The sequence below is a fragment of the Myceligenerans salitolerans genome (genome assembly GCF_017349295.1).
Classification (GTDB): Bacteria; Actinomycetota; Actinomycetes; order Actinomycetales; family Cellulomonadaceae; genus Myceligenerans; species Myceligenerans salitolerans.
Genome location: NZ_JAFMPK010000028.1, coordinates 68,138 through 84,635 on the forward strand (window position 1 = coordinate 68,138; position 16,498 = coordinate 84,635).

Annotated in this window: 17 protein-coding genes and 2 pseudogenes; 6 read left to right on the top strand and 13 right to left on the bottom strand. The window is 68.9% G+C overall.

Annotated features, from left to right (window positions below):
• Nucleotides 1–39: 39 nt before the first annotated feature.
• Genes J0911_RS07515 through J0911_RS07525 form a run of 3 tightly spaced genes read right to left on the bottom strand, consistent with a single transcriptional unit; the run spans nucleotide 40 to nucleotide 1,965 of the window.
• Complete coding sequence (locus J0911_RS07515) at nucleotides 40–699, bottom strand: carbonic anhydrase (RefSeq protein ID WP_207274834.1); 660 nt, start codon at nucleotides 697–699, stop codon at nucleotides 40–42.
• Between the two features lie 49 nt (nucleotides 700–748).
• A complete protein-coding gene (locus J0911_RS07520) occupies nucleotides 749–1,690 on the bottom strand; it encodes a carbohydrate kinase family protein (RefSeq protein ID WP_207274835.1) in 942 nt (313 codons plus the stop codon).
• Nucleotides 1,687–1,965: an exodeoxyribonuclease VII small subunit gene (locus J0911_RS07525; RefSeq protein WP_207274836.1), complete on the bottom strand. Its 279-nt coding sequence runs from the start codon at nucleotides 1,963–1,965 to the stop codon at nucleotides 1,687–1,689. The genes J0911_RS07520 and J0911_RS07525 overlap by 4 nt, the downstream gene beginning before the upstream one ends.
• 179 nt (nucleotides 1,966–2,144) lie before the next feature.
• On the opposite strand from J0911_RS07525, the gene J0911_RS07530 reads away from it, so the two are divergent.
• Both J0911_RS07530 and J0911_RS07535 read left to right on the top strand, forming a co-directional pair.
• Nucleotides 2,145–3,776, top strand: coding sequence for an ABC-F family ATP-binding cassette domain-containing protein (locus J0911_RS07530; protein ID WP_207274837.1), 1,632 nt, complete (start codon nucleotides 2,145–2,147; stop codon nucleotides 3,774–3,776).
• A complete protein-coding gene (locus J0911_RS07535; protein ID WP_307864968.1) occupies nucleotides 3,773–4,531 on the top strand; it encodes a class I SAM-dependent methyltransferase in 759 nt (252 codons plus the stop codon). The genes J0911_RS07530 and J0911_RS07535 overlap by 4 nt, the downstream gene beginning before the upstream one ends.
• Nucleotides 4,532–4,627: 96 nt before the next feature.
• On the opposite strand, the gene J0911_RS07540 is transcribed toward J0911_RS07535, so the two are convergent.
• Nucleotides 4,628–5,770: an epoxide hydrolase family protein gene (locus tag J0911_RS07540; protein WP_207274838.1), complete on the bottom strand. Its 1,143-nt coding sequence runs from the start codon at nucleotides 5,768–5,770 to the stop codon at nucleotides 4,628–4,630.
• A gap of 63 nt (nucleotides 5,771–5,833) precedes the next feature.
• Here J0911_RS07540 and J0911_RS07545 point away from each other — a divergent pair.
• Nucleotides 5,834–5,971, top strand: a pseudogene (locus tag J0911_RS07545) (HTH domain-containing protein); the annotation flags it as partial.
• A gap of 115 nt (nucleotides 5,972–6,086) precedes the next feature.
• Here the strand turns inward: J0911_RS07545 and J0911_RS07550 are convergent.
• The 8 genes from J0911_RS07550 to J0911_RS07580 form a co-directional block, all read right to left on the bottom strand.
• On the bottom strand, nucleotides 6,087–6,614 hold the full coding sequence (locus J0911_RS07550; RefSeq protein WP_207274840.1) for a hypothetical protein: 528 nt from the start codon (nucleotides 6,612–6,614) through the stop codon (nucleotides 6,087–6,089).
• 364 nt (nucleotides 6,615–6,978) lie between these two features.
• Nucleotides 6,979–7,104 (bottom strand): hypothetical protein, encoded by a 126-nt coding sequence (locus J0911_RS20710; protein WP_278186760.1) that lies wholly within the window; start codon nucleotides 7,102–7,104, stop codon nucleotides 6,979–6,981.
• Entirely contained in the window at nucleotides 7,104–7,631 is a 528-nt protein-coding gene (locus J0911_RS07555; protein ID WP_207274841.1) for a hypothetical protein, read from the bottom strand. The genes J0911_RS20710 and J0911_RS07555 overlap by 1 nt, the downstream gene beginning before the upstream one ends.
• A gap of 203 nt (nucleotides 7,632–7,834) precedes the next feature.
• Complete coding sequence (locus tag J0911_RS07560; protein WP_207274842.1) at nucleotides 7,835–8,992, bottom strand: cytochrome P450 family protein; 1,158 nt, start codon at nucleotides 8,990–8,992, stop codon at nucleotides 7,835–7,837.
• A 134-nt stretch (nucleotides 8,993–9,126) separates the two neighbouring features.
• The gene (locus J0911_RS07565) at nucleotides 9,127–10,275 is read right to left on the bottom strand and encodes a cytochrome P450 family protein (protein WP_307864969.1); all 1,149 of its coding nucleotides are present in this window, start codon (nucleotides 10,273–10,275) and stop codon (nucleotides 9,127–9,129) included.
• Between the two features lie 104 nt (nucleotides 10,276–10,379).
• On the bottom strand, nucleotides 10,380–10,835 hold the full coding sequence (locus J0911_RS07570; RefSeq protein WP_207274843.1) for a hypothetical protein: 456 nt from the start codon (nucleotides 10,833–10,835) through the stop codon (nucleotides 10,380–10,382).
• A complete protein-coding gene (locus tag J0911_RS07575; RefSeq protein WP_207274844.1) occupies nucleotides 10,835–11,218 on the bottom strand; it encodes a hypothetical protein in 384 nt (127 codons plus the stop codon). Before J0911_RS07575 ends, J0911_RS07570 begins: the two co-directional genes overlap by 1 nt.
• Nucleotides 11,215–12,099, bottom strand: coding sequence for an HAD family hydrolase (locus tag J0911_RS07580; protein WP_207274845.1), 885 nt, complete (start codon nucleotides 12,097–12,099; stop codon nucleotides 11,215–11,217). The genes J0911_RS07575 and J0911_RS07580 overlap by 4 nt, the downstream gene beginning before the upstream one ends.
• Before the next feature lie 214 nt (nucleotides 12,100–12,313).
• Here J0911_RS07580 and J0911_RS21340 point away from each other — a divergent pair.
• From J0911_RS21340 to J0911_RS07600, 3 genes and pseudogenes are all read left to right on the top strand, one after another.
• A pseudogene (locus J0911_RS21340) lies at nucleotides 12,314–13,629 on the top strand (NsdA family TPR-like regulatory protein).
• Nucleotides 13,630–13,647: 18 nt separating this feature from the next.
• Nucleotides 13,648–14,139, top strand: a complete 492-nt coding sequence (locus J0911_RS07595; RefSeq protein WP_207274848.1) for an SAM-dependent methyltransferase — start codon at nucleotides 13,648–13,650, stop codon at nucleotides 14,137–14,139.
• A 66-nt stretch (nucleotides 14,140–14,205) separates the two neighbouring features.
• Nucleotides 14,206–15,195, top strand: a complete 990-nt coding sequence (locus J0911_RS07600; RefSeq protein ID WP_207274849.1) for a helix-turn-helix transcriptional regulator — start codon at nucleotides 14,206–14,208, stop codon at nucleotides 15,193–15,195.
• A 9-nt stretch (nucleotides 15,196–15,204) separates the two neighbouring features.
• On the opposite strand, the gene xseA is transcribed toward J0911_RS07600, so the two are convergent.
• The gene (xseA, locus tag J0911_RS07605; protein ID WP_307864970.1) at nucleotides 15,205–16,461 is read right to left on the bottom strand and encodes an exodeoxyribonuclease VII large subunit; all 1,257 of its coding nucleotides are present in this window, start codon (nucleotides 16,459–16,461) and stop codon (nucleotides 15,205–15,207) included.
• Nucleotides 16,462–16,498 lie beyond the last annotated feature (37 nt).

Genomic DNA, 16,498 nt, shown 5'->3' on the forward strand with positions numbered 1-16,498 from the left:
CCTACTCATGTTCCCTCGCCCGACCGGGCTCCTGTCCGGTCAGCTGCCCGGCTGCTCCCCGACGTCACCCAGGGTGTGGATCAGGCGCGCCGCGCCGTCCGACAGGTCGTACTCGACGCCGACGACGGCACACCGGCGCTCCGCGACCGCGGAGGCCAGACTCGCGGAGTAGCCGTGCAGCATCTCGGCGGTGTGCTTCACGTGCTCCCGCCGCAGGACCTTCTGGTCGGACAGTGCGCTGACACCGGCGTGCGGATCGGCGGCGGTGATGTTCGCGATCGAAGGGATGACGCGGTCCACGACGGCACGGACGAACCCCCCTGGCTGTTCACCCGTGGCGAGGGTGTGCGCGGCCGCCGCCACGGCGCCGCACGAGTCGTGACCCAGGACCACCACCAGTGACGCGCCGAGCACCTCCACCCCGTACTCGATCGAGCCGATCACCGTCGTGTCCACGACGTGTCCCGCGGTGCGCACCACGAACACGTCCCCAAGGCCTTGGTCGAAGATGATCTCCGCGGCCACACGCGAGTCGGAACAGCCGAAGATCACTGTGTGCGGGTGCTGGGCCGACCTCACTTCCGCCCGGCGGGCGGCGTCCTGGGACGGGTGGGCGAGCATGTCGCCCACGAACCTGTCGTTGCCCTCTCGCAGGCGCTTCCAGGCTGCCTGGGGCGTCAGTCGTTCCGTCTCCGTCATGGATTCAACTCCTTGTCGTGCCTGCTGCTTCGTTGCTCGTGCGCCGCGACTACAGCTCCGCGCGTCGCGGCGGGTTCGCGCCCGCGCGGGACACCGTGATCGCCGCGACGGCCACGCACTGCTCCAGGATCGCGGTCACCACGTCGGGCTCGATCGCGTGCAGGGCCTCCCGGCGTCCGGCGCCCAGCAGGTCGTGACCCCACAGGCCGTCGACGAGGGCGCCCATGAACGAGTCTCCCGCTCCGACCGTGTCCACCACCCGCGCTGTCGGCGCCTTGACCTCGACCTCGCCCTGAGCAGTCAGTGCCACCGCGCCCTCGCCGCCCCTCGTCACCACGACGACCGCCGGCCCCGTGCGGCCGTCCGCGAGGTCACCGGTCGTGGAGACGCGCCAGGCGCGGGCCGCCTCGATCGGATCCTGGCCCGGGTACAACCATCCGAGGTCCTCGTCGCTGACCTTCACCACGTCGGCCAGCGCGACGAGCGACTCGATCCGCTCACGGGCCGTGTCGGCCGAGCCCATGATCACCGGCCGGGCGTTCGGGTCGTAGGTGATGGTCGACGTCGTACGCGCCGCCTCCACGAGTGCCCGGACCTGGTCGGCGCCCGGCTCCAGGACGGCCGCGATCGATCCGGTGTGCACGGCCACCGTGTCCGCACCGGCGGCTGCTCGCTTTGGTACCTGCCAGGTGAGATCGAACTCGTAGGTGGCCGAGCCGCCGTCGTCCAGCGTCGCGACCGCGACGCTCGTCCGCTCCGCCTCGTCGCTCCCGCCGGTGAGGGTGACGTCCGACTCGGCGAGCCAGGCACGCACCGCGTCACCACGCTCGTCGCGGCCCAGCCACGTCGCGAGCCGCACGTCCCGGCCCAGACGTCCCAGCGTCAGCGCGACGTTCGCGATGCTGCCGCCAGGATGCTCCGAGGCGGAACCGTCCGGGCGGTGGACCTCGTCGACCAGGGCCTCGCCCACGGCGAGAACATGGCTGCTCATTCGGTGACCTCGCTGTCGTTCGTCGGTGTCGTCGATGTGACGCTGCCTCCACCGGACGCCGCCTGGGCTGCTGCGAGACGCTCACGGGCGCCGTCGAGCCACTCCTGGCACCGTGCGGCCAGGGCCTCGCCCCGCTCCCAGAGCGCGAGCGAGTCCTCCAGCGGCTCTCCGCCGGCTTCCAGGCGCTGGACCACGCGGACGAGCTCGTCACGCGCCTGCTCGTAGGACAGGCCGGCGACATCGGGGATCTCGATGTTCTTGGCGTCGGTGTTCACGGGTAACAGTCAACAGCACGTCGCCGACATCCGAGCGACGTTGTCCACAGGCAGGAACTCTCGCGACCGCGGCCCGGGCAGCCGCGGACCTTCGCGGCCAAGGGCTGTCGGTCGCCGCAGCGGCGCCGGACACCTGAAATCCGCTTGGTCCAGGCGTGACGAGCGGCGACCATGGCCCCATGGGTCACCTCGAAGCCGCACATCTCGAGTACTACCTTCCCGACGGGCGGGCGCTGCTCGGCGACGTGTCGTTCCGGGTGGGGGAGGGGAGTGCCACCGCCCTGGTCGGCCCCAACGGTGCGGGCAAGACCACGCTGCTGCGCCTCCTCACCGGAGAGCTGGTCCCGGACGGCGGCTCCGTCACCGTCACCGGCGGCCTCGGCGTCATGCGGCAGTTCGTCGGATCCGTCCGGGACGAGAGCACCGTGCGGGACCTCCTCGCGTCGGTCTCCGCACCCCGGGTCCGGGATGCGGCCCGAGCCGTCGACGAGGCGGAGCACGCCATGCTGACGGCGGACGACGAGACCGACCAGACCCCGGCGCAGATGGCCTACGCACAGGCTCTCGCGGACTGGGGCGAGGCCGGCGGCTACGAGGCCGAGACCCTGTGGGACGTGTGCACGACGGCGGCACTCGGCGTTCCGTACGAGCGCGCGCAGTTTCGTGAGGTCCGTACGCTGTCGGGCGGGGAGCAGAAGCGGCTCGTCCTGGAGGCGCTGCTGCGGGGCACCGACGAGGTGCTCCTGCTCGACGAGCCGGACAACTACCTCGACGTCCCCGGCAAGCGCTGGCTCGAGGAACGGTTGCGCGAGACCCGAAAGACCGTGCTGTTCGTGTCCCACGACCGCGAGCTGCTCGCGCGTGCGGCGGACCGGATCGTGTCCCTCGAGCCCGGCCCGGCCGGCGCCGACGCGTGGGTGCACGGCGGGTCGTTCGAGACCTTCCACGACGCGCGGCGCGAGCGGTTCGCACGCTTCGAGGAACTACGGCGGCGGTGGGACGAGAAGCACGCGCAGCTCAAGAAACTCGTGCTCACCCTGCGGCAGCAGGCGGCGAACAGCCCGGACATGGCGTCGCGGTACCGGGCCGCGCAGACACGCCTGCGGAAGTTCGAGGAGGTGGGTCCACCACCGGAACCGCCGCGCGAGCAGGACATCACGATGCGGCTGCACGGCGGGCGCACGGGGCTGCGGGCCGTGACATGTGCCCGGCTGGAACTGACGGGCCTGATGAAGCCGTTCGATCTCGAGGTCTTCTTCGGGGAGCGTGTCGCCGTGCTGGGGTCCAACGGTTCGGGGAAGTCCCACTTCCTTCGGCTGCTGGCGGGTGAGCCGGTGGCGCACGAGGGCTCCTGGAAGCTCGGTGCGCGTGTCGTGCCGGGTCACTTCGCGCAGACCCACGCGCACCCCGAACTGGTCGGGCGGACCCTCCTCGACATCCTGTGGACGGAGCACGCCCAGGATCGGGGCAAGGCCATGTCGCGGCTGCGCCGCTACGAGCTGACCGCGGCCGCCGAGCGGCCGTTCGACCGGTTGTCCGGCGGGCAGCAGGCCCGCTTCCAGATCCTGCTGCTGGAGCTCGCCGGATGCACGGCCCTGCTGCTCGACGAGCCCACGGACAACCTCGACCTGGAGTCGGCCGAGGCGCTCCAGGAGGGGTTGGAGGCGTTCGAGGGAACGGTTCTCGCCGTGACCCACGACCGCTGGTTCGCCCGGACCTTCGACCGCTACCTGGTGTTCGGGGCCGACGGGGTCGTGCGCGAGACCCCCGAACCGGTCTGGGACGAGCGGCGTGTGGAGCGGGCGCGGTGAACGGCCCCGGCGGAGCGGCCGTGCCCGGGCACCGGCCCGCCAACGAGTTCGACCACCCGGTGGTGGCGGGCCTGTACGACGTCCTCGATCCGGATCGCGGCGACCTGGACCTGTACGTCGCCCTCGCCGCCGAGGTCGGCGCCCGCAAGGTGGTCGACATCGGCTGCGGCACCGGTGTCCTCGCACTGCGCCTGGCGGAACGTGGCATCGACGTGGTCGGTGTGGAACCGGCCGGGGAGATGCTCGTGGTCGCTCGGCGCAAGCGCGGGGCCGACGTCGTCCGCTGGGTGCACGGCGACGCCACGGCGCTGGCGCACGACGACGCGGACCTCGCGACGATGACCGCCAACGTCGCGCAGGTGTTCACCACGGACACCGCCTGGGAGGAGACGCTCACGGCCGTACGCGGCGCCCTGCGTCCCGGCGGGACACTCGCCTTCGAGACCCGCGTCCCGGAGCGCCGCGCCTGGGAGGCCTGGACCCCCGAGCGGACCTACGCCCGTACGGACATTCTGGGCACGGGGACGGTGGAGGAGTGGATCCGGCTCGACGAGGTCGCACTACCTCTTGTCACGTTCACCTCGACCACCCGGTTGCCCGACGGCGCGGAGGTGACCGCGGTGTCCACCCTGCGGTTCCGGGAGCGTGACGAGATCGAGGCCTCGCTGGAGACCTGCGGGTTCGGCCGTACCGAGGTCCGCGACCTGACGTACGCGCCGGGGAAGGGCTGGTTGTTCGTCGCCCGCGCGGTGTGAGGCCGGACACGGCGCGGTCTCAGCGCTCCCGGCAGGCCGGCCCCGGGAGAGGGCAGGACCTGCCGGGAGCCGAGAGCGCGGACGCTCCCGGCGTCGTCAGGAAACGCTCCGGACGAACGCGCGGATGTCGTCCGCGAGCAGCTTGGGCTCCTCCATCGCGGGGAAGTGGCCGCCCTGCGTGAACTCGCTCCAGTGGCCGATCGCGTTCGACGGGTCCATCACGCGGCGCAGCAGCGGGTGGGTGTCGAACACGGCCCAGCCGGCCGGCACGCTGGACGGGGCGATCCAGTTCAGTCCCGAGTGCTCGGACTCGTAGTAGAACTGCGCGCTCGAGGCGCCGCTGCGGGTGAACCAGTACAGGCTGATGTTCGTGAGGAGTTGGTCGCGGTCGACCGCCTCCTCCGGCGTCCGGTACGCGCCACTGGTCCACGTCTTGAACTTCTCGGCGATCCATGCGAGCTGACCGACGGGTGAGTCCACGAGGGCCGCGCCGATCGTGTCGGGGCGGTGGTTCTGCATCTCGTAGTACCCACGATCGGCCACGCCTCGGGCGCGCACCACCTCGATCTCGGCGATCTCGTCGTCGGACAGGCCGTCGGGGTAGGGGAACTTCTCGCCGACCAGGCTCATCATCTGACCGTCACAGCCGATGTGCGTACCGATGACCCGCTCCGGATACAGCGCTGCGAGCCGCCCGGTGGTACCCGCACCGATGTCGGTGCCGTGCGCCACGAACCGCTCGTACCCGAGCCGCGTCATGATCTCGGCATAGGCGTCCGTCGTCCGTCCCAGCTCCCAGCCGGTCCCGGACAACGGCGTCGAGAACCCGAAGCCCGGCAGCGACGGGATCACGATGTGGAACTCGTCGGTGAGCAGCGGGATCAGTTGCTGGTACTCGACGAAGGAACCCGGCCAGCCGTGATTCAGCAGGAGCGGGGTGGCGTCCGGGTTCGCCGAGCGCACGTGCACGACGTGGAACGTCTGCCCGTCGACCACGGTCGTGTACTGCTCGAGCTCGTTGAGTGCGGCCTCCTGGGCGCGCCAGTCGAACCCGTTGCGCCAGTGGTCCGCGAGTTCCTCGAGGTACGCGAGTGGGGTGCCGCGGCTGAAGTCGGTCCGTCCGTCACGACCGGGCACGGGGAGCGGCCAGCGCGTCTCCGTGAGCCGGCGATGCAGGTCGTCGATGTCGGCCTGCGGGATCTCGATGCGGAAGGGGATGAGTGCCGTGTTCTCGTTCATGACACCCACGCTTCCAGTCATTGCGGCAGATCAGCTTCCGCAATAGCTGAAATGATCGAGAGCATGTTGGAGACCTCGGCCCGCCTGCTCGAACTGCTCTCACTGCTCCAGGTCAGGCGCGACTGGACGAGTTCCGAGCTGGCCGGCCGGCTCGGCGTGAGCACGAGGACGGTGCGCGCCGACGTCGGCAAGCTGCGGTCCCAAAGTATTCTTTAACCATGAACACAGACCTCGTCTGGGGAGCGGTGAATAGCGGCTCCCACGAATGGCGGAACTGCCATTCGCACGACTTCCGGGCAGGGCGCCGGTGCCTTGGCTACTGGTCGATGTGGTTGTCGAGGTAGCTGCCCAGGTCGTAGGTAGTCACGCGTAGCCCAGAGGCGGTGCGCTCGATCAGGATCGCCGGTGCGGCAGTCATCTCCTGGTCGGTGACCACCACGGTGCCGCCTGTCCGGGCGGTCATCACCGCCACTATCGACTCAGCCCTGTCTAGCTCCTCGTGGAACTCCTGCCGGGTCGTGCTCCGGGCAGTGTCGTCCAGGCCAGGTTCGGCCTCGAACGCTCCGAGCAACCGGTGCTCGGCCTGGCGCAGGTCTTGCTGCTGGGAAGCCACGATCTGGAGCATGTGTGCGATTTGCTCACGACGCTGGTCGGGTTCGTGGGCTAGCAGCCATGCCGCGCCCTGCACCGCAGCCTCGTCCGCTTCGGGCCGGAGGCAGTCACGTGCGCGGGCCAGTCCCGACCGTAGCTGCTCGTCGGACAGGCGCTCCTGGACAGAGGCGGGCAGAGCGTTGCGTAGCTTCGAGACGTCCAACTCGACCCGGTCGTACTCGGTCTGACTCATTACTCCATGGTTTCATGCTGCCGTCTGCTGCGACATGTGTGGCTTGGGTGAACTTGCACGACGTCGGCGTATTGGTGAGTAATATCCGTTCGGGATTCGCGGCTACCTGCCCATCGGCGACGGGGGCCGGCCATGAACTTGGGTGTGCACGCCGTGCCGTGTGCTGGCGGCGTGACGCTTGACATCGCGTCGAAGCGCTTTGTCGACGGCTCATGGTCGGGATGTCGGTGGCTCATGGGAGGACTTGGTGTGGACTGGATCTGGCAACTGCGTTCCCACGATCCAGCCGCCGCCTAGGCTCAAGCGGAACCGCCCCTTGCCCGACAAGGTGAGCAAGGGGCGGATTGTCATGCTGTCGCGGGCGTCACGTGGGCTTGCCGGACCCGGGGCACGTAGCGGATCCGCTGCCCTTCTTCTGGTGCATGGCGATGGCCCCGTTGACGACCCCGACCCGCTGTCCGCAGGACGGGCACTTGGTGGACTTGCTCATCAGAACGCCTCCGAAATTTTGAATCTGGAATCTTCGGTCCGGCGCTGGCCGGACTGGAGCGTGTAGAAGGGCGTCGAGTACGTGCGTTCCAGGCTGTGCCAGTAGACGCAGAACCCGAACTGTGGCTGGTACATGGCTTCACGGGTCGAGAGCCGCTCGACGTGGTCCATCTCCTTGTTGCCTGCGTTGTTCAGGACCATCACCAGCCACTCCTCCAGGTCGGCCATCCGGATCCGGCCGTCCGCCGAGATCTTCAGGTCGATGGGTGCGACCGGTTCTGGGGGGTCGCCTTGGACGATCTGCTCTTCCTCGTCGAAGCTGTCTCCGCTGGTCTTGAAGTTGGCGTTGGTCACGCTCATGTACATCACGCCGCCCGCGGGTGAGCGCAGCACGATTCCGTCGGTGTGCTCTCCCATCCCGGGGTCCTTGCGGATGCCGGTCTCGCCCCAGTCCAGGCGTTCGACGCCCTCGGGCAGGTTCGCATCGATGACGGGCCACAACCATGGCTTGAAGCGGTTGAGTCGCATGAGCATGAGCCTACGGTGGGCTCTCTCCTCTCGGTCGGGTTGCGGGTCATGCCCGCTGGATCCATCGGATAGTGGGCAGGGGATCGAGAGGTGAGTCCCGACCCGCCTGCGTCCGTCTGGGGATGTCGGCTTACAACCGGGCGTCGTGTCTGGGAGGCGCACGAGCCTTGCGGCGTAGGTCAGACCCAAACATTCGAACTCGGTCAGGTGTGGAAGATGCCGGCAGGCGTGCGGCTGGGAACGTGGGGTCTGCTGGGCTGGAATGCGATCGGGAGGCGGGGTGCGGAGCGGGCGAATAGAGAAGGTGTGTAGCCGAGTTCGTCGGCGGGGACCGTCAGGCGCAGGTCGGGGAGCCGGATGAGGGCTTGTTCAACGGCGATCTTGATGATGATGCGGGAGATGTGGTCTGCGGGGCAGCGGTGCGGCCCTGCGCCGAAGGCGAGGTACGCCTGGCTGTCGGAGATCCCCCAGAGGTCCGCGTCGCGGTGTGCGGCGTCGGTTGCTTCGCCGACGGCGGTCAGGATTGCGTCTCCTTTGGTGATGGTGCGGCCGGCGATCTCGGTGTGGGTGGTGGTGAACCGGCAGGGCGTGTGGGCGGTCGGGGAGGCGCGTACGAGGACGGTGTTGAGGGCTTCGTCGACGCCGAGGCGGCCGCCGGTGACCCGGCCGTGGATGTCGCGGTTGCTGATTAGGTGTTGCAGGGTGGTGGTGCACCAGGCCACGGACATTTCGTGGCCTGCGGACATGATCATTTGGGCGGTGTCGAGTAGTTCGGTCGTGTTCAGGTTGGCGGGGTGGTGCACGATCGCGGACAGCAGGTCTGGGCTGGGGTGCTCGCGCCGGTGGGTGATGAGTTGGTCGAGCATGGTGTTCAGTTCGAGGAAGGCGGTGACGGCGCGTTCGGTGTTGGAGAAGATGTCTTGGGCGTAGGTCAGCATGCGGTTGCACATGGCGCGCATCTCGCGGGCCAGGAGGCGTTCGTCGATGCTCTCGAACCCGTCCTCGACCACAGCGCGGAGGCGGGTGTGGCGGTCGCCGTCGGTGTAGTAGGCGTTGGACCGGGGGCTGAAGAAGGCGTGTAGGCCGCTGCCGGGTGTGACTCGGCCGTCGTGGAAGGCGCGCCAGGCGGCGACGTCGCGGGTGAACGTGGTCGGGTCGCGTAGGACGCGGACGACGTTGCTGTAGTCCAGGACCAGCCATGCCGGGACGCCTTCATCCAGTTCGACCGGGACGACCGGTCCCCAGGTCTGGCGTAGGTGGGCGTAGATGGGGCGCGGGTCGGATGCCATGGTGATGGCGGCCAGTGGTGTCAGGCCGGTCAGGTCGTCCAGCCGGACGTGGGGCCGTGGGGTGGCGTGCACGTGTCTTGGTCCTCGAAAAGGGTCAGGGTGGCGGGGCATCTGGACAGGGGGCACCTGCCCAGGTGCTCGGTCAGGAGCGCCCGGGCAGGGCGTTGGGGGGGGTGCGTGCTCTTCGGGGGAGTAGGGCGGGTGAGTCAGCTCAGGCGGACGGGGACTCTCGCGTGGCCGTTGGTGATGAAGCCGGGGTTCGCCGGGATGGCCTCCGGGGCCTCGGCGAGCGTGAGGTCTCTGAAGCGGTCGAACAGGGCGGGCAGCGCGATCTTGGCTTCGAGGATGGCCAGGGGTGCGCCGAGGCAGCGGTGCGACCCATACCCGAAACCCAGGTGAGTCTTGCCCGTGCGGGTGGGATCGAACTTGTCGGGGTGTTCGTGGATTCGGGGGTCGCGGCCCGCGCCTGCGAAGGAGACCAGGATCGCTTCACCGCCGCGGATCGTGGTCCCGGCCAGTTCGATGTCTTCCACCGCGTACCGCAGGGGCAGGTTCGCGGCGGGTGACTGGTGTCGCAGGGTCTCGTCGATCACGTCGTCCCACGTGATGTGCCCGGCCTGGGCTGCGGCTAGGTGTTGTGGGTGAGTCAGGAGGGCGACGATGGCCTGGTCGAGCAGGTTCACGGTGGTCTCATAGCCGGCTACGACCACGACGCGGGCGGTCTCCAGGATCTCTTCATCGGAGTATCGGTCGCCGTGCTGGCGGGCGCGGATGAGCGCGCTGGTCAGATCGGTGCCGGGCCGGTGGCGTTTGCGCGTGACGAGTTCGGCGATGGCGGCGTTCAGCCCGGCGAACCTGCCCGCGAACTCCTCAGGCGTGACGGCGGTGTCGAACAGAGCGTTCGCGCCGGACTTGATGGCATCGAACAAGTCGTCATCGACACCGAGCAGAGCACCGATGGTCTTGATCGGGATGGGGAAGCAGAACTTCTCGCGCAGATCCACCGTCCGATCCTGGTCGAGGTGGGTGGTGACGTCGTCGAGGGTGTCGGCCACGATCTGCTCGATCATCGGGGCCAGCGCGCCCGTGCGGTGCCCGGTGAACGCCGGGGCGGCCAGGCGGCGCAGGCGGCGGTGCTCGGCCCCGCCAGCGGTGAACATGCCTGACCCCACCACCCACGGCATCAGCGGCCAGCCAGCCGGAACCTGCCCGGTGTTCATCGCCGCCCAGTGGCGCACGTCCTTGGACACGCGGTCATCGGTCAACAGGCCGATGATGGCGCGGTGGTCGGTCACCATCCACGCCAGCAGCCCACCGGGCAGCCTGACCGGCACGACGGGCCCGGCCTGGCGCACGGCGGCGATCTCGCCGTGCAGGTCCTGCCCGGTGGGATCCAGGGTCATCACATCGGGTGTAGCGGTCATCTCTGGGGTCACCTTCCGTTCTCTTTTCCGTGAGGTCACGCGGATTGCAGAGCCCTGCCAGCAGGCCAGGTCGAGGCCGCGTGCCGGGCACGGGTCGTGTTGGGGATGGCCAGCTCCAGGTCGAACCACGGCCCGGGTACGTCGCTGTCCAGGGGCGGGGGTGTGGGACGCCAGCGCGACCGGGGTGCTTGGCCGGGCGGCGGGAGGATGAAGCCCGCGTTCTGGACTGCCTGTTCGATCGAGTCCGTCCGCAGTTGCATCCCGGCCGACAGGCCGCACACCCGGCGCGGGTTGGGGTTGTGGCCGATCACGGCCCACAACTCGCACACGTCCAACCGCAGCCCGTCCCGCAGGCGCTGCACGCTCTTGCTGCCGGTGGGATGCACCCGGATTGTCGGGCGAGCGCCTGCCAGGTGGAGCCCGGTCGCTGCGACCCGCAGTTGCTCGTGCAGGTCCCCCACCTGGCGGGTCTCACGTCGGCTCAGCCTCATCAGCGCATCACGTCCAGCGTGTACGTCGTGCCCTGGTTGCGGTCCACGCGCCACTTCGGACGGTGCTCGGCGGTCAGCGGGAAGTGGAACCCAGCCGCGTTCACCGCCTGCGTCAACGCCTCCATCGACATACCGGCCACGTCGATGTCTGCCCGCGAGGTCCAGGCCGTGGACGGCGTGGCCGCCCACACCTGACACGAAGCCAGGACCGAGGATCGGTCGTCGAGCCGGACACGCACCGCGACGACACCCGAGACCTCGACCCACCTGCCCGCGACTTCCCGGAGCGCTTCGACCAGCCGCGTCCACCGGTCCGACGTCGCAGTCCCGCGAACCGGCCGGGACTCAGCCGCGAAGTCCGCCCTGTCCTTGCTGGTGCTCATCGCGCCCCTGCTCCAGTCCGGACCGGCAGCGCCCCGGACTCCCGCCGGGACAGCGTCAGGCAGTTCAGCGCCTCCGCGACACCGTGCTGATCGATCGCACCGACGACGTAATCGGCGGCGTCCTTGACCCTCTGGTCCGCATGCCCCATAGCGAAGGCGTGATGCACCTGGTGCAGCAGGGGAATGTCGTTGTGGCCGTCGCCGATCGCGGCAGTGTCGTCCGGGTGGATACCCCACCGCAGCCGCAGCGCGTCCGCCTCGGTCGCCTTGGACAGGCCACGCTTGGTCACATCCAGCCAGTCGGGGCCGTTCGGCGTCGCCGTGCACCCGGTGCCCTCGATCTGCGGCGCGTACCGCGCGATCCCCGGCGCATGCACCACAGCGCGGGTCACATGCTCGGACCACAACACCTTCTCGGCAACGACATGCTGGAGACCGTTCAACCGACCCTCCGGGAACGGCCGGTTCACCCGCCAACCGACCCCGACCTGCTCCACCGCCATCGACACCTGCGGCGCCACAGCCATCGCCACGGTGAACGCCGCCCACGGGTCGAACACCCGGGTGTGCAGAATCTCGAACGGGTGACGACGGTTCCCGGTCAGTTCCCCGGTAACCGCACCGTTCGAGGCGATGAAGAAACTGCCCCTGACCAGCCGCAACTGCTCCGCGATCGGAAGAACACCCACCACAGACCGGCCCGTGCACGGGACCACCAAGATGCCCTTCGCGAGGGTCGCCGCCACGGCCCGCCGCGCTGGCTCCGGCACGACGTCCTCCCCTTCGCGAACGAGCGTGCCATCAACATCGAGGAACGCCGCCTTCACCGGACGGGACGGAGGCGACATCGCCTGGCGGATAGTGGGATGCGTCTTGTTCATGCACTCCAACATCCCGCCCGGCCCCTGTCGGCGGGAACGCCACTCTGGTTGTCAACCTGAGTGTCAATCTGGGCCTGATTGGGTTGGGCAGCGGGACGGACGTGCGAAATAATCGGCCGCAGTCCACGAGGGGGATGACATGGGAGCGACGCCGAACGAGTTGCTGCGGAGAGCCCGGTTGCGCCGTCCGTCACCTGCGACTCCGGGCAGGCCGATGAGTCGAGCAGAACTCGTCGAGGCCGTCAACGAGTACATCTGGGAGTCGACCGGGGGACACTCGGCCCTATCCGAGTCCGCCTATTCGAAGTACGAACGTGGCGTTGTGCGATGGCCCGGCGCGACGTACCGGGTCGCACTCCGGCAGGTGCTGGGTTGTCAATCTGACGCCGATCTGGGCTTTTGGCCGACGCCGCGAGGCAGACACGCGAGTTTGGACCTGGACGCTCCGACAGTGCGTAATGAGGACGTGTTCAGCCTCCGCAACCTCGTCCCGCTCCCGTTGCAGTCAGAACAGGTCACGAGGCGCACGGCCCTTGGCGCCGCAGCAACCTCGATCTTGGCGCTGAGTGTCCCGGAAATCCTGGCCGGTAGGGACAACGCCAATGGCGAGCGCTACGGGATGAGTGATGTGGCCCGATTGCGTGGAGCGATAACCGGGTTCTCTCGTGGGGACCAGCGGCATGGAGGCGGCTACGGCCGCGAGATGGTCGCCCGGTACTTCCTCGATGACACACGGACGATGTTGAACGGAAGGTATGCGAACGACGCAACGCGCCGCGCAATGTTCTCGGCCGCGTCTGAACTCGCGTATCTGGTGGGTTGGATGGCATTCGATGACGCGGATCATGCCGTGGCCAGGAAGTACTTCACCGTGTCGGTTCAGCTCGCCGACGAAGCGCGCGACCCCGCGATGGCCGGGCACACCTTACGTGCCATGGCGCACCAGGCCGTCGAACTTGGTCAGACACGCGATGCCCTCGCCCTTGCCGAAGCCTCTGTCGAGGGTGATCGTTACCGGGCAGCGTGTCCCCGGGAACGATCCTTGTTCGGAGTCGTACATGGGCGAGCCCTGGCAGCAGCCGGGCTCGGCGGCGCTGCAGAGCCAGCCTGTTGCGGGCTGAGAACGACCTGAGCGGTGCCCGGACCGATGAGGACGAACCGGGACGGGTGTTCTTCTTCTCTGAAGCATCACTCGCCCACGAAACAGGCCGGGCCTTGTACGCCGGCGGCGACCTCAAGGGTGCCAAGGCAGCTCTGAATCACAGCGCGCGAGTACGCGCCAGGCAGCCCTTTGCAAGGACACATGCGGTCACGCTCGGCTACCTCAGCGAAGTGCAGGCCGCGACCGGCAATTTGGATCAGGCGTGCGCGACATGGTCCGATGCGCTGGATGCGATGGCCGGGGTCCGCTCGGCTCGGGCGCGCCAGACCGTCACTACGATGCGGAGTGTGCTGGCGCACGGCCGAGCTGCGAGCCCTGAGATGGCCGAGCTGGACCAGCGAGCTGCCGCGTACCTCGCGAAAGCCTGACGTGAGCTGAGGAGACTGATGGAACCGATCGAGATGATCCCCGTCGCACACGTGGTCGGCGGGCGGGTGGAACCGACCGACGACTTCTGGGGAGGGACCCGGTCGATCATTCGAATCGACGGCGACCAGTTCCCGACCGAAGCGACCAAGGGGCTGGAAGATTTCTCCCACCTTGAGATCGCATTCTCCTTCCACCTGACTGACAAGACTGATCTGCACCCCGGCGCGCGTCGTCCGCGTAACAACCCTGACTGGCCCGAGGTTGGGATTTTCGGTCATCGCAACATGCGCCGCCTCAACTGGCTCGGGGTGAGCAGATGCCGGCTCATCGCCGTTGACGGCCTCGATCTGCATGTCGAGGATCTGGACGCGGTTGATGGGACCCCGGTGCTGGACATCAAGCCGTGGTTCACCGAGTTCGGCCCGCGCGGACAGGTTCGGCAGGCGGCGTGGGTGGCGGAGATGCTCACCGACTACTTCGCCCAGGGCGCCGACGCGCCATCGCGGTGACCACGACATCAACGTTCGAGCTATTGCGGCGGGTTCCCTTCCGTAATGACTGGAATGATTGGGGGCATGCTGGAGACCTCCGCCCGCCTGCTCGAACTGCTCTCGCTGCTCCAGCTCAGGCGTGACTGGACGAGTGTCGAACTGGCCGACCGGCTCGGCGTGAGCACCAGGACGGTGCGCGCCGATGTCACCAGGCTTCGGTCGCTCGGCTATCCAGTCGATGCGCGTCCTGGCGTCGCGGGCGGGTATCGGCTGGCGGCCGGTACGGCGATGCCGCCGCTGTTGCTGGACGACGACGAGGCGGTGGCCGTCGCGGTCGGGTTGAGTACGGTCGCGACTCGCCGGCTGGGTGTGGAGGAGACCTCGCTGACGGCGCTGGCGAAGCTGGAGCAGGTGCTGCCTGCGCGGCTGCGTCGGCGTGTCGAGGCGGTGCGCGAGGCGACGAGTGTCGTTCCCGGGGCGGAGGCGGTGTTGGACCTCTCGGTGCTCGGTGTGGTCGCGGCCGCGGTCCGTGCCCATGAGCGGCTCCGGTTCGGGTACACGACGCACGGGGGCGCCGAATCGGTGCGCCTCACGGAGCCGCAGCGGTTGGTGAGCTGGGGGGCGCGCTGGTACCTGCTCGCGTGGGATCTGGACCGCGAGGACTGGCGTGTCTTTCGTGTCGACCGCATGGTTCCGCGTGCGCCGACGGGTGTGCGGTTCCGGCCGCGCGTGATCCCGGAGGACAAGGTCGTCGAGTACGTCGTCGGCCGGGTCACCAAGACGGCCTGGAGATATCGCGCCCGGCTGCTGGTGCATGCCCCCGCCGCGCACGTGGCCGCAAGGATTCATGCCCCGCTCGAGATCGAGGTGGTCGGCGAGTCCGCGTGCCGGGTCGAGCTGGGGTCGGACGATCCGGATCAGCTCGCGCTGTGGTTGACACAGCTCGGCGTGGACATCGAGGTCATCGAGGGGGACGAGCTCGCGGCGGCGTTCGACCGGCTCGCCGACAGATTCCGCCGCGCGGCGGGCAACGCGCCCGGGGACAGGCCGCCACCGGAGGGGCCGTGCTCTTGACCGGCTCGCTCAGTCCCCGACCGAGGTGACCGCGGCACCGAGGTTGCCGTCGGCCAGGCGGATGTGGACGTCGTCCCCCACCGCGACGTCGCCGGGAGTGCGAACTACGTGACCGGCCGTGCGCTGGACGACGGCGTAGCCCCGCTCCAGGGTCGACGCCGGTGACAGGGCGCGCACCTGCGCTTCGAGCCGGCCAATCTCGCCCGAGGCACCGAGCAGGAGCGCATTCAGCGCGTGACGTGCGTGCCCGACCGCTTGGACGACGTCGCGCTCGCGGGTCTCCAGCATGGTGTGCGGCGCGGCAAGGACGGGGCGGGAGCGGACACCGTCCAGCCCGTGCTGCTCCCGGTTCAGGATCGTCGTGATCGCGCCGCGGATCCGTTGTCGCGCCTGGGCCAGGCGTTGCCGTTCCTCCGAGACGTCGGGGACGATGCACTTGGCGGCGTCGGTGGGCGTCGAGGCTCGGACATCGGCGACCAGATCGAGCAGCGGGGAGTCCGTCTCGTGACCGATGGCGCTCACGAGCGGCGTACGGCAGGCAGCCGCCACGCGGACGAGCGCTTCGTTCGAGAAGGGGAGCAGATCCTCCACGGAGCCCCCGCCGCGGGCCACGACGACGACGTCGACGTCGTCGCGGGCGTCGAGCTCCTGGATCGCCCGGCTCACCTCCGGTACGGCGCCCACGCCCTGCACGGCAACCTCGCGGATCTCGAACCGTACCTGTGGCCACCGGGCGCGTGAGTTGACGACCACGTCATGCTCGGCCTTGGACTCACGACCACACACGAGTCCGACGACCCTTGGCAGAAACGGCAGCGGCCGCTTGCGGTCGAGGTCGAAAAGCCCTTCGGCGCCCAGGACGCGCTTGAGCTCCTCGATGCGGGCCAGCAGCTCGCCCACGCCCACGGCGCGGATGTCGTTGGCCTGCATCTGCAGGGTGCCACGCTTCGTCCAGAACGTCGGCTTGGCGTGCACCACGACGTGATCCCCCTCGGCAGGTGCCTTCGCGAGGCGTGCCATGGCGCTGGAGAAGATGGTGACGGGCAGGGACACGTCGCGATCGGCGTCCCGCAGGGTGAGGAACTGCATGCCCGAGCCGGGCCGGGGGTTGAACTGAACGACCTGCCCCTCAACCCATACCGGCGGCATCCGGTCGATGTAGCCCTTGATCTTGTCCGACAGGACACGCACCGGCCACGGGCGGCTCGCGCTCGTGTCGAGAGCCTTCTCGGGAAGCGGCAGCTGGGCGGCGGTCTGGTCGGTCACGAGACCATCCTGCACGCAGTGGCTGACACGGTGCCCA

What these genes read in the sequence shown, in the direction of transcription:
- J0911_RS07570 (WP_207274843.1), bottom strand. Translation starts at nt 10,835, where the DNA reads ATGAGGCTGAGCCGACGTGAGACCCGCCAGGTGGGGGACCTGCACGAG.
- J0911_RS07580 (WP_207274845.1), bottom strand. Translation starts at nt 12,099, where the DNA reads ATGAACAAGACGCATCCCACTATCCGCCAGGCGATGTCGCCTCCGTCC.
- J0911_RS07595 (WP_207274848.1), top strand. Translation starts at nt 13,648, where the DNA reads ATGGAACCGATCGAGATGATCCCCGTCGCACACGTGGTCGGCGGGCGG.
- J0911_RS07555 (WP_207274841.1), bottom strand. Translation starts at nt 7,631, where the DNA reads ATGCGACTCAACCGCTTCAAGCCATGGTTGTGGCCCGTCATCGATGCG.
- J0911_RS07515 (WP_207274834.1), bottom strand. Translation starts at nt 699, where the DNA reads ATGACGGAGACGGAACGACTGACGCCCCAGGCAGCCTGGAAGCGCCTG.
- J0911_RS20710 (WP_278186760.1), bottom strand. Translation starts at nt 7,104, where the DNA reads ATGAGCAAGTCCACCAAGTGCCCGTCCTGCGGACAGCGGGTCGGGGTC.
- J0911_RS07575 (WP_207274844.1), bottom strand. Translation starts at nt 11,218, where the DNA reads ATGAGCACCAGCAAGGACAGGGCGGACTTCGCGGCTGAGTCCCGGCCG.
- J0911_RS07550 (WP_207274840.1), bottom strand. Translation starts at nt 6,614, where the DNA reads ATGAGTCAGACCGAGTACGACCGGGTCGAGTTGGACGTCTCGAAGCTA.
- J0911_RS07540 (WP_207274838.1), bottom strand. Translation starts at nt 5,770, where the DNA reads ATGAACGAGAACACGGCACTCATCCCCTTCCGCATCGAGATCCCGCAG.
- J0911_RS07600 (WP_207274849.1), top strand. Translation starts at nt 14,206, where the DNA reads ATGCTGGAGACCTCCGCCCGCCTGCTCGAACTGCTCTCGCTGCTCCAG.
- J0911_RS07530 (WP_207274837.1), top strand. Translation starts at nt 2,145, where the DNA reads ATGGGTCACCTCGAAGCCGCACATCTCGAGTACTACCTTCCCGACGGG.
- J0911_RS07520 (WP_207274835.1), bottom strand. Translation starts at nt 1,690, where the DNA reads ATGAGCAGCCATGTTCTCGCCGTGGGCGAGGCCCTGGTCGACGAGGTC.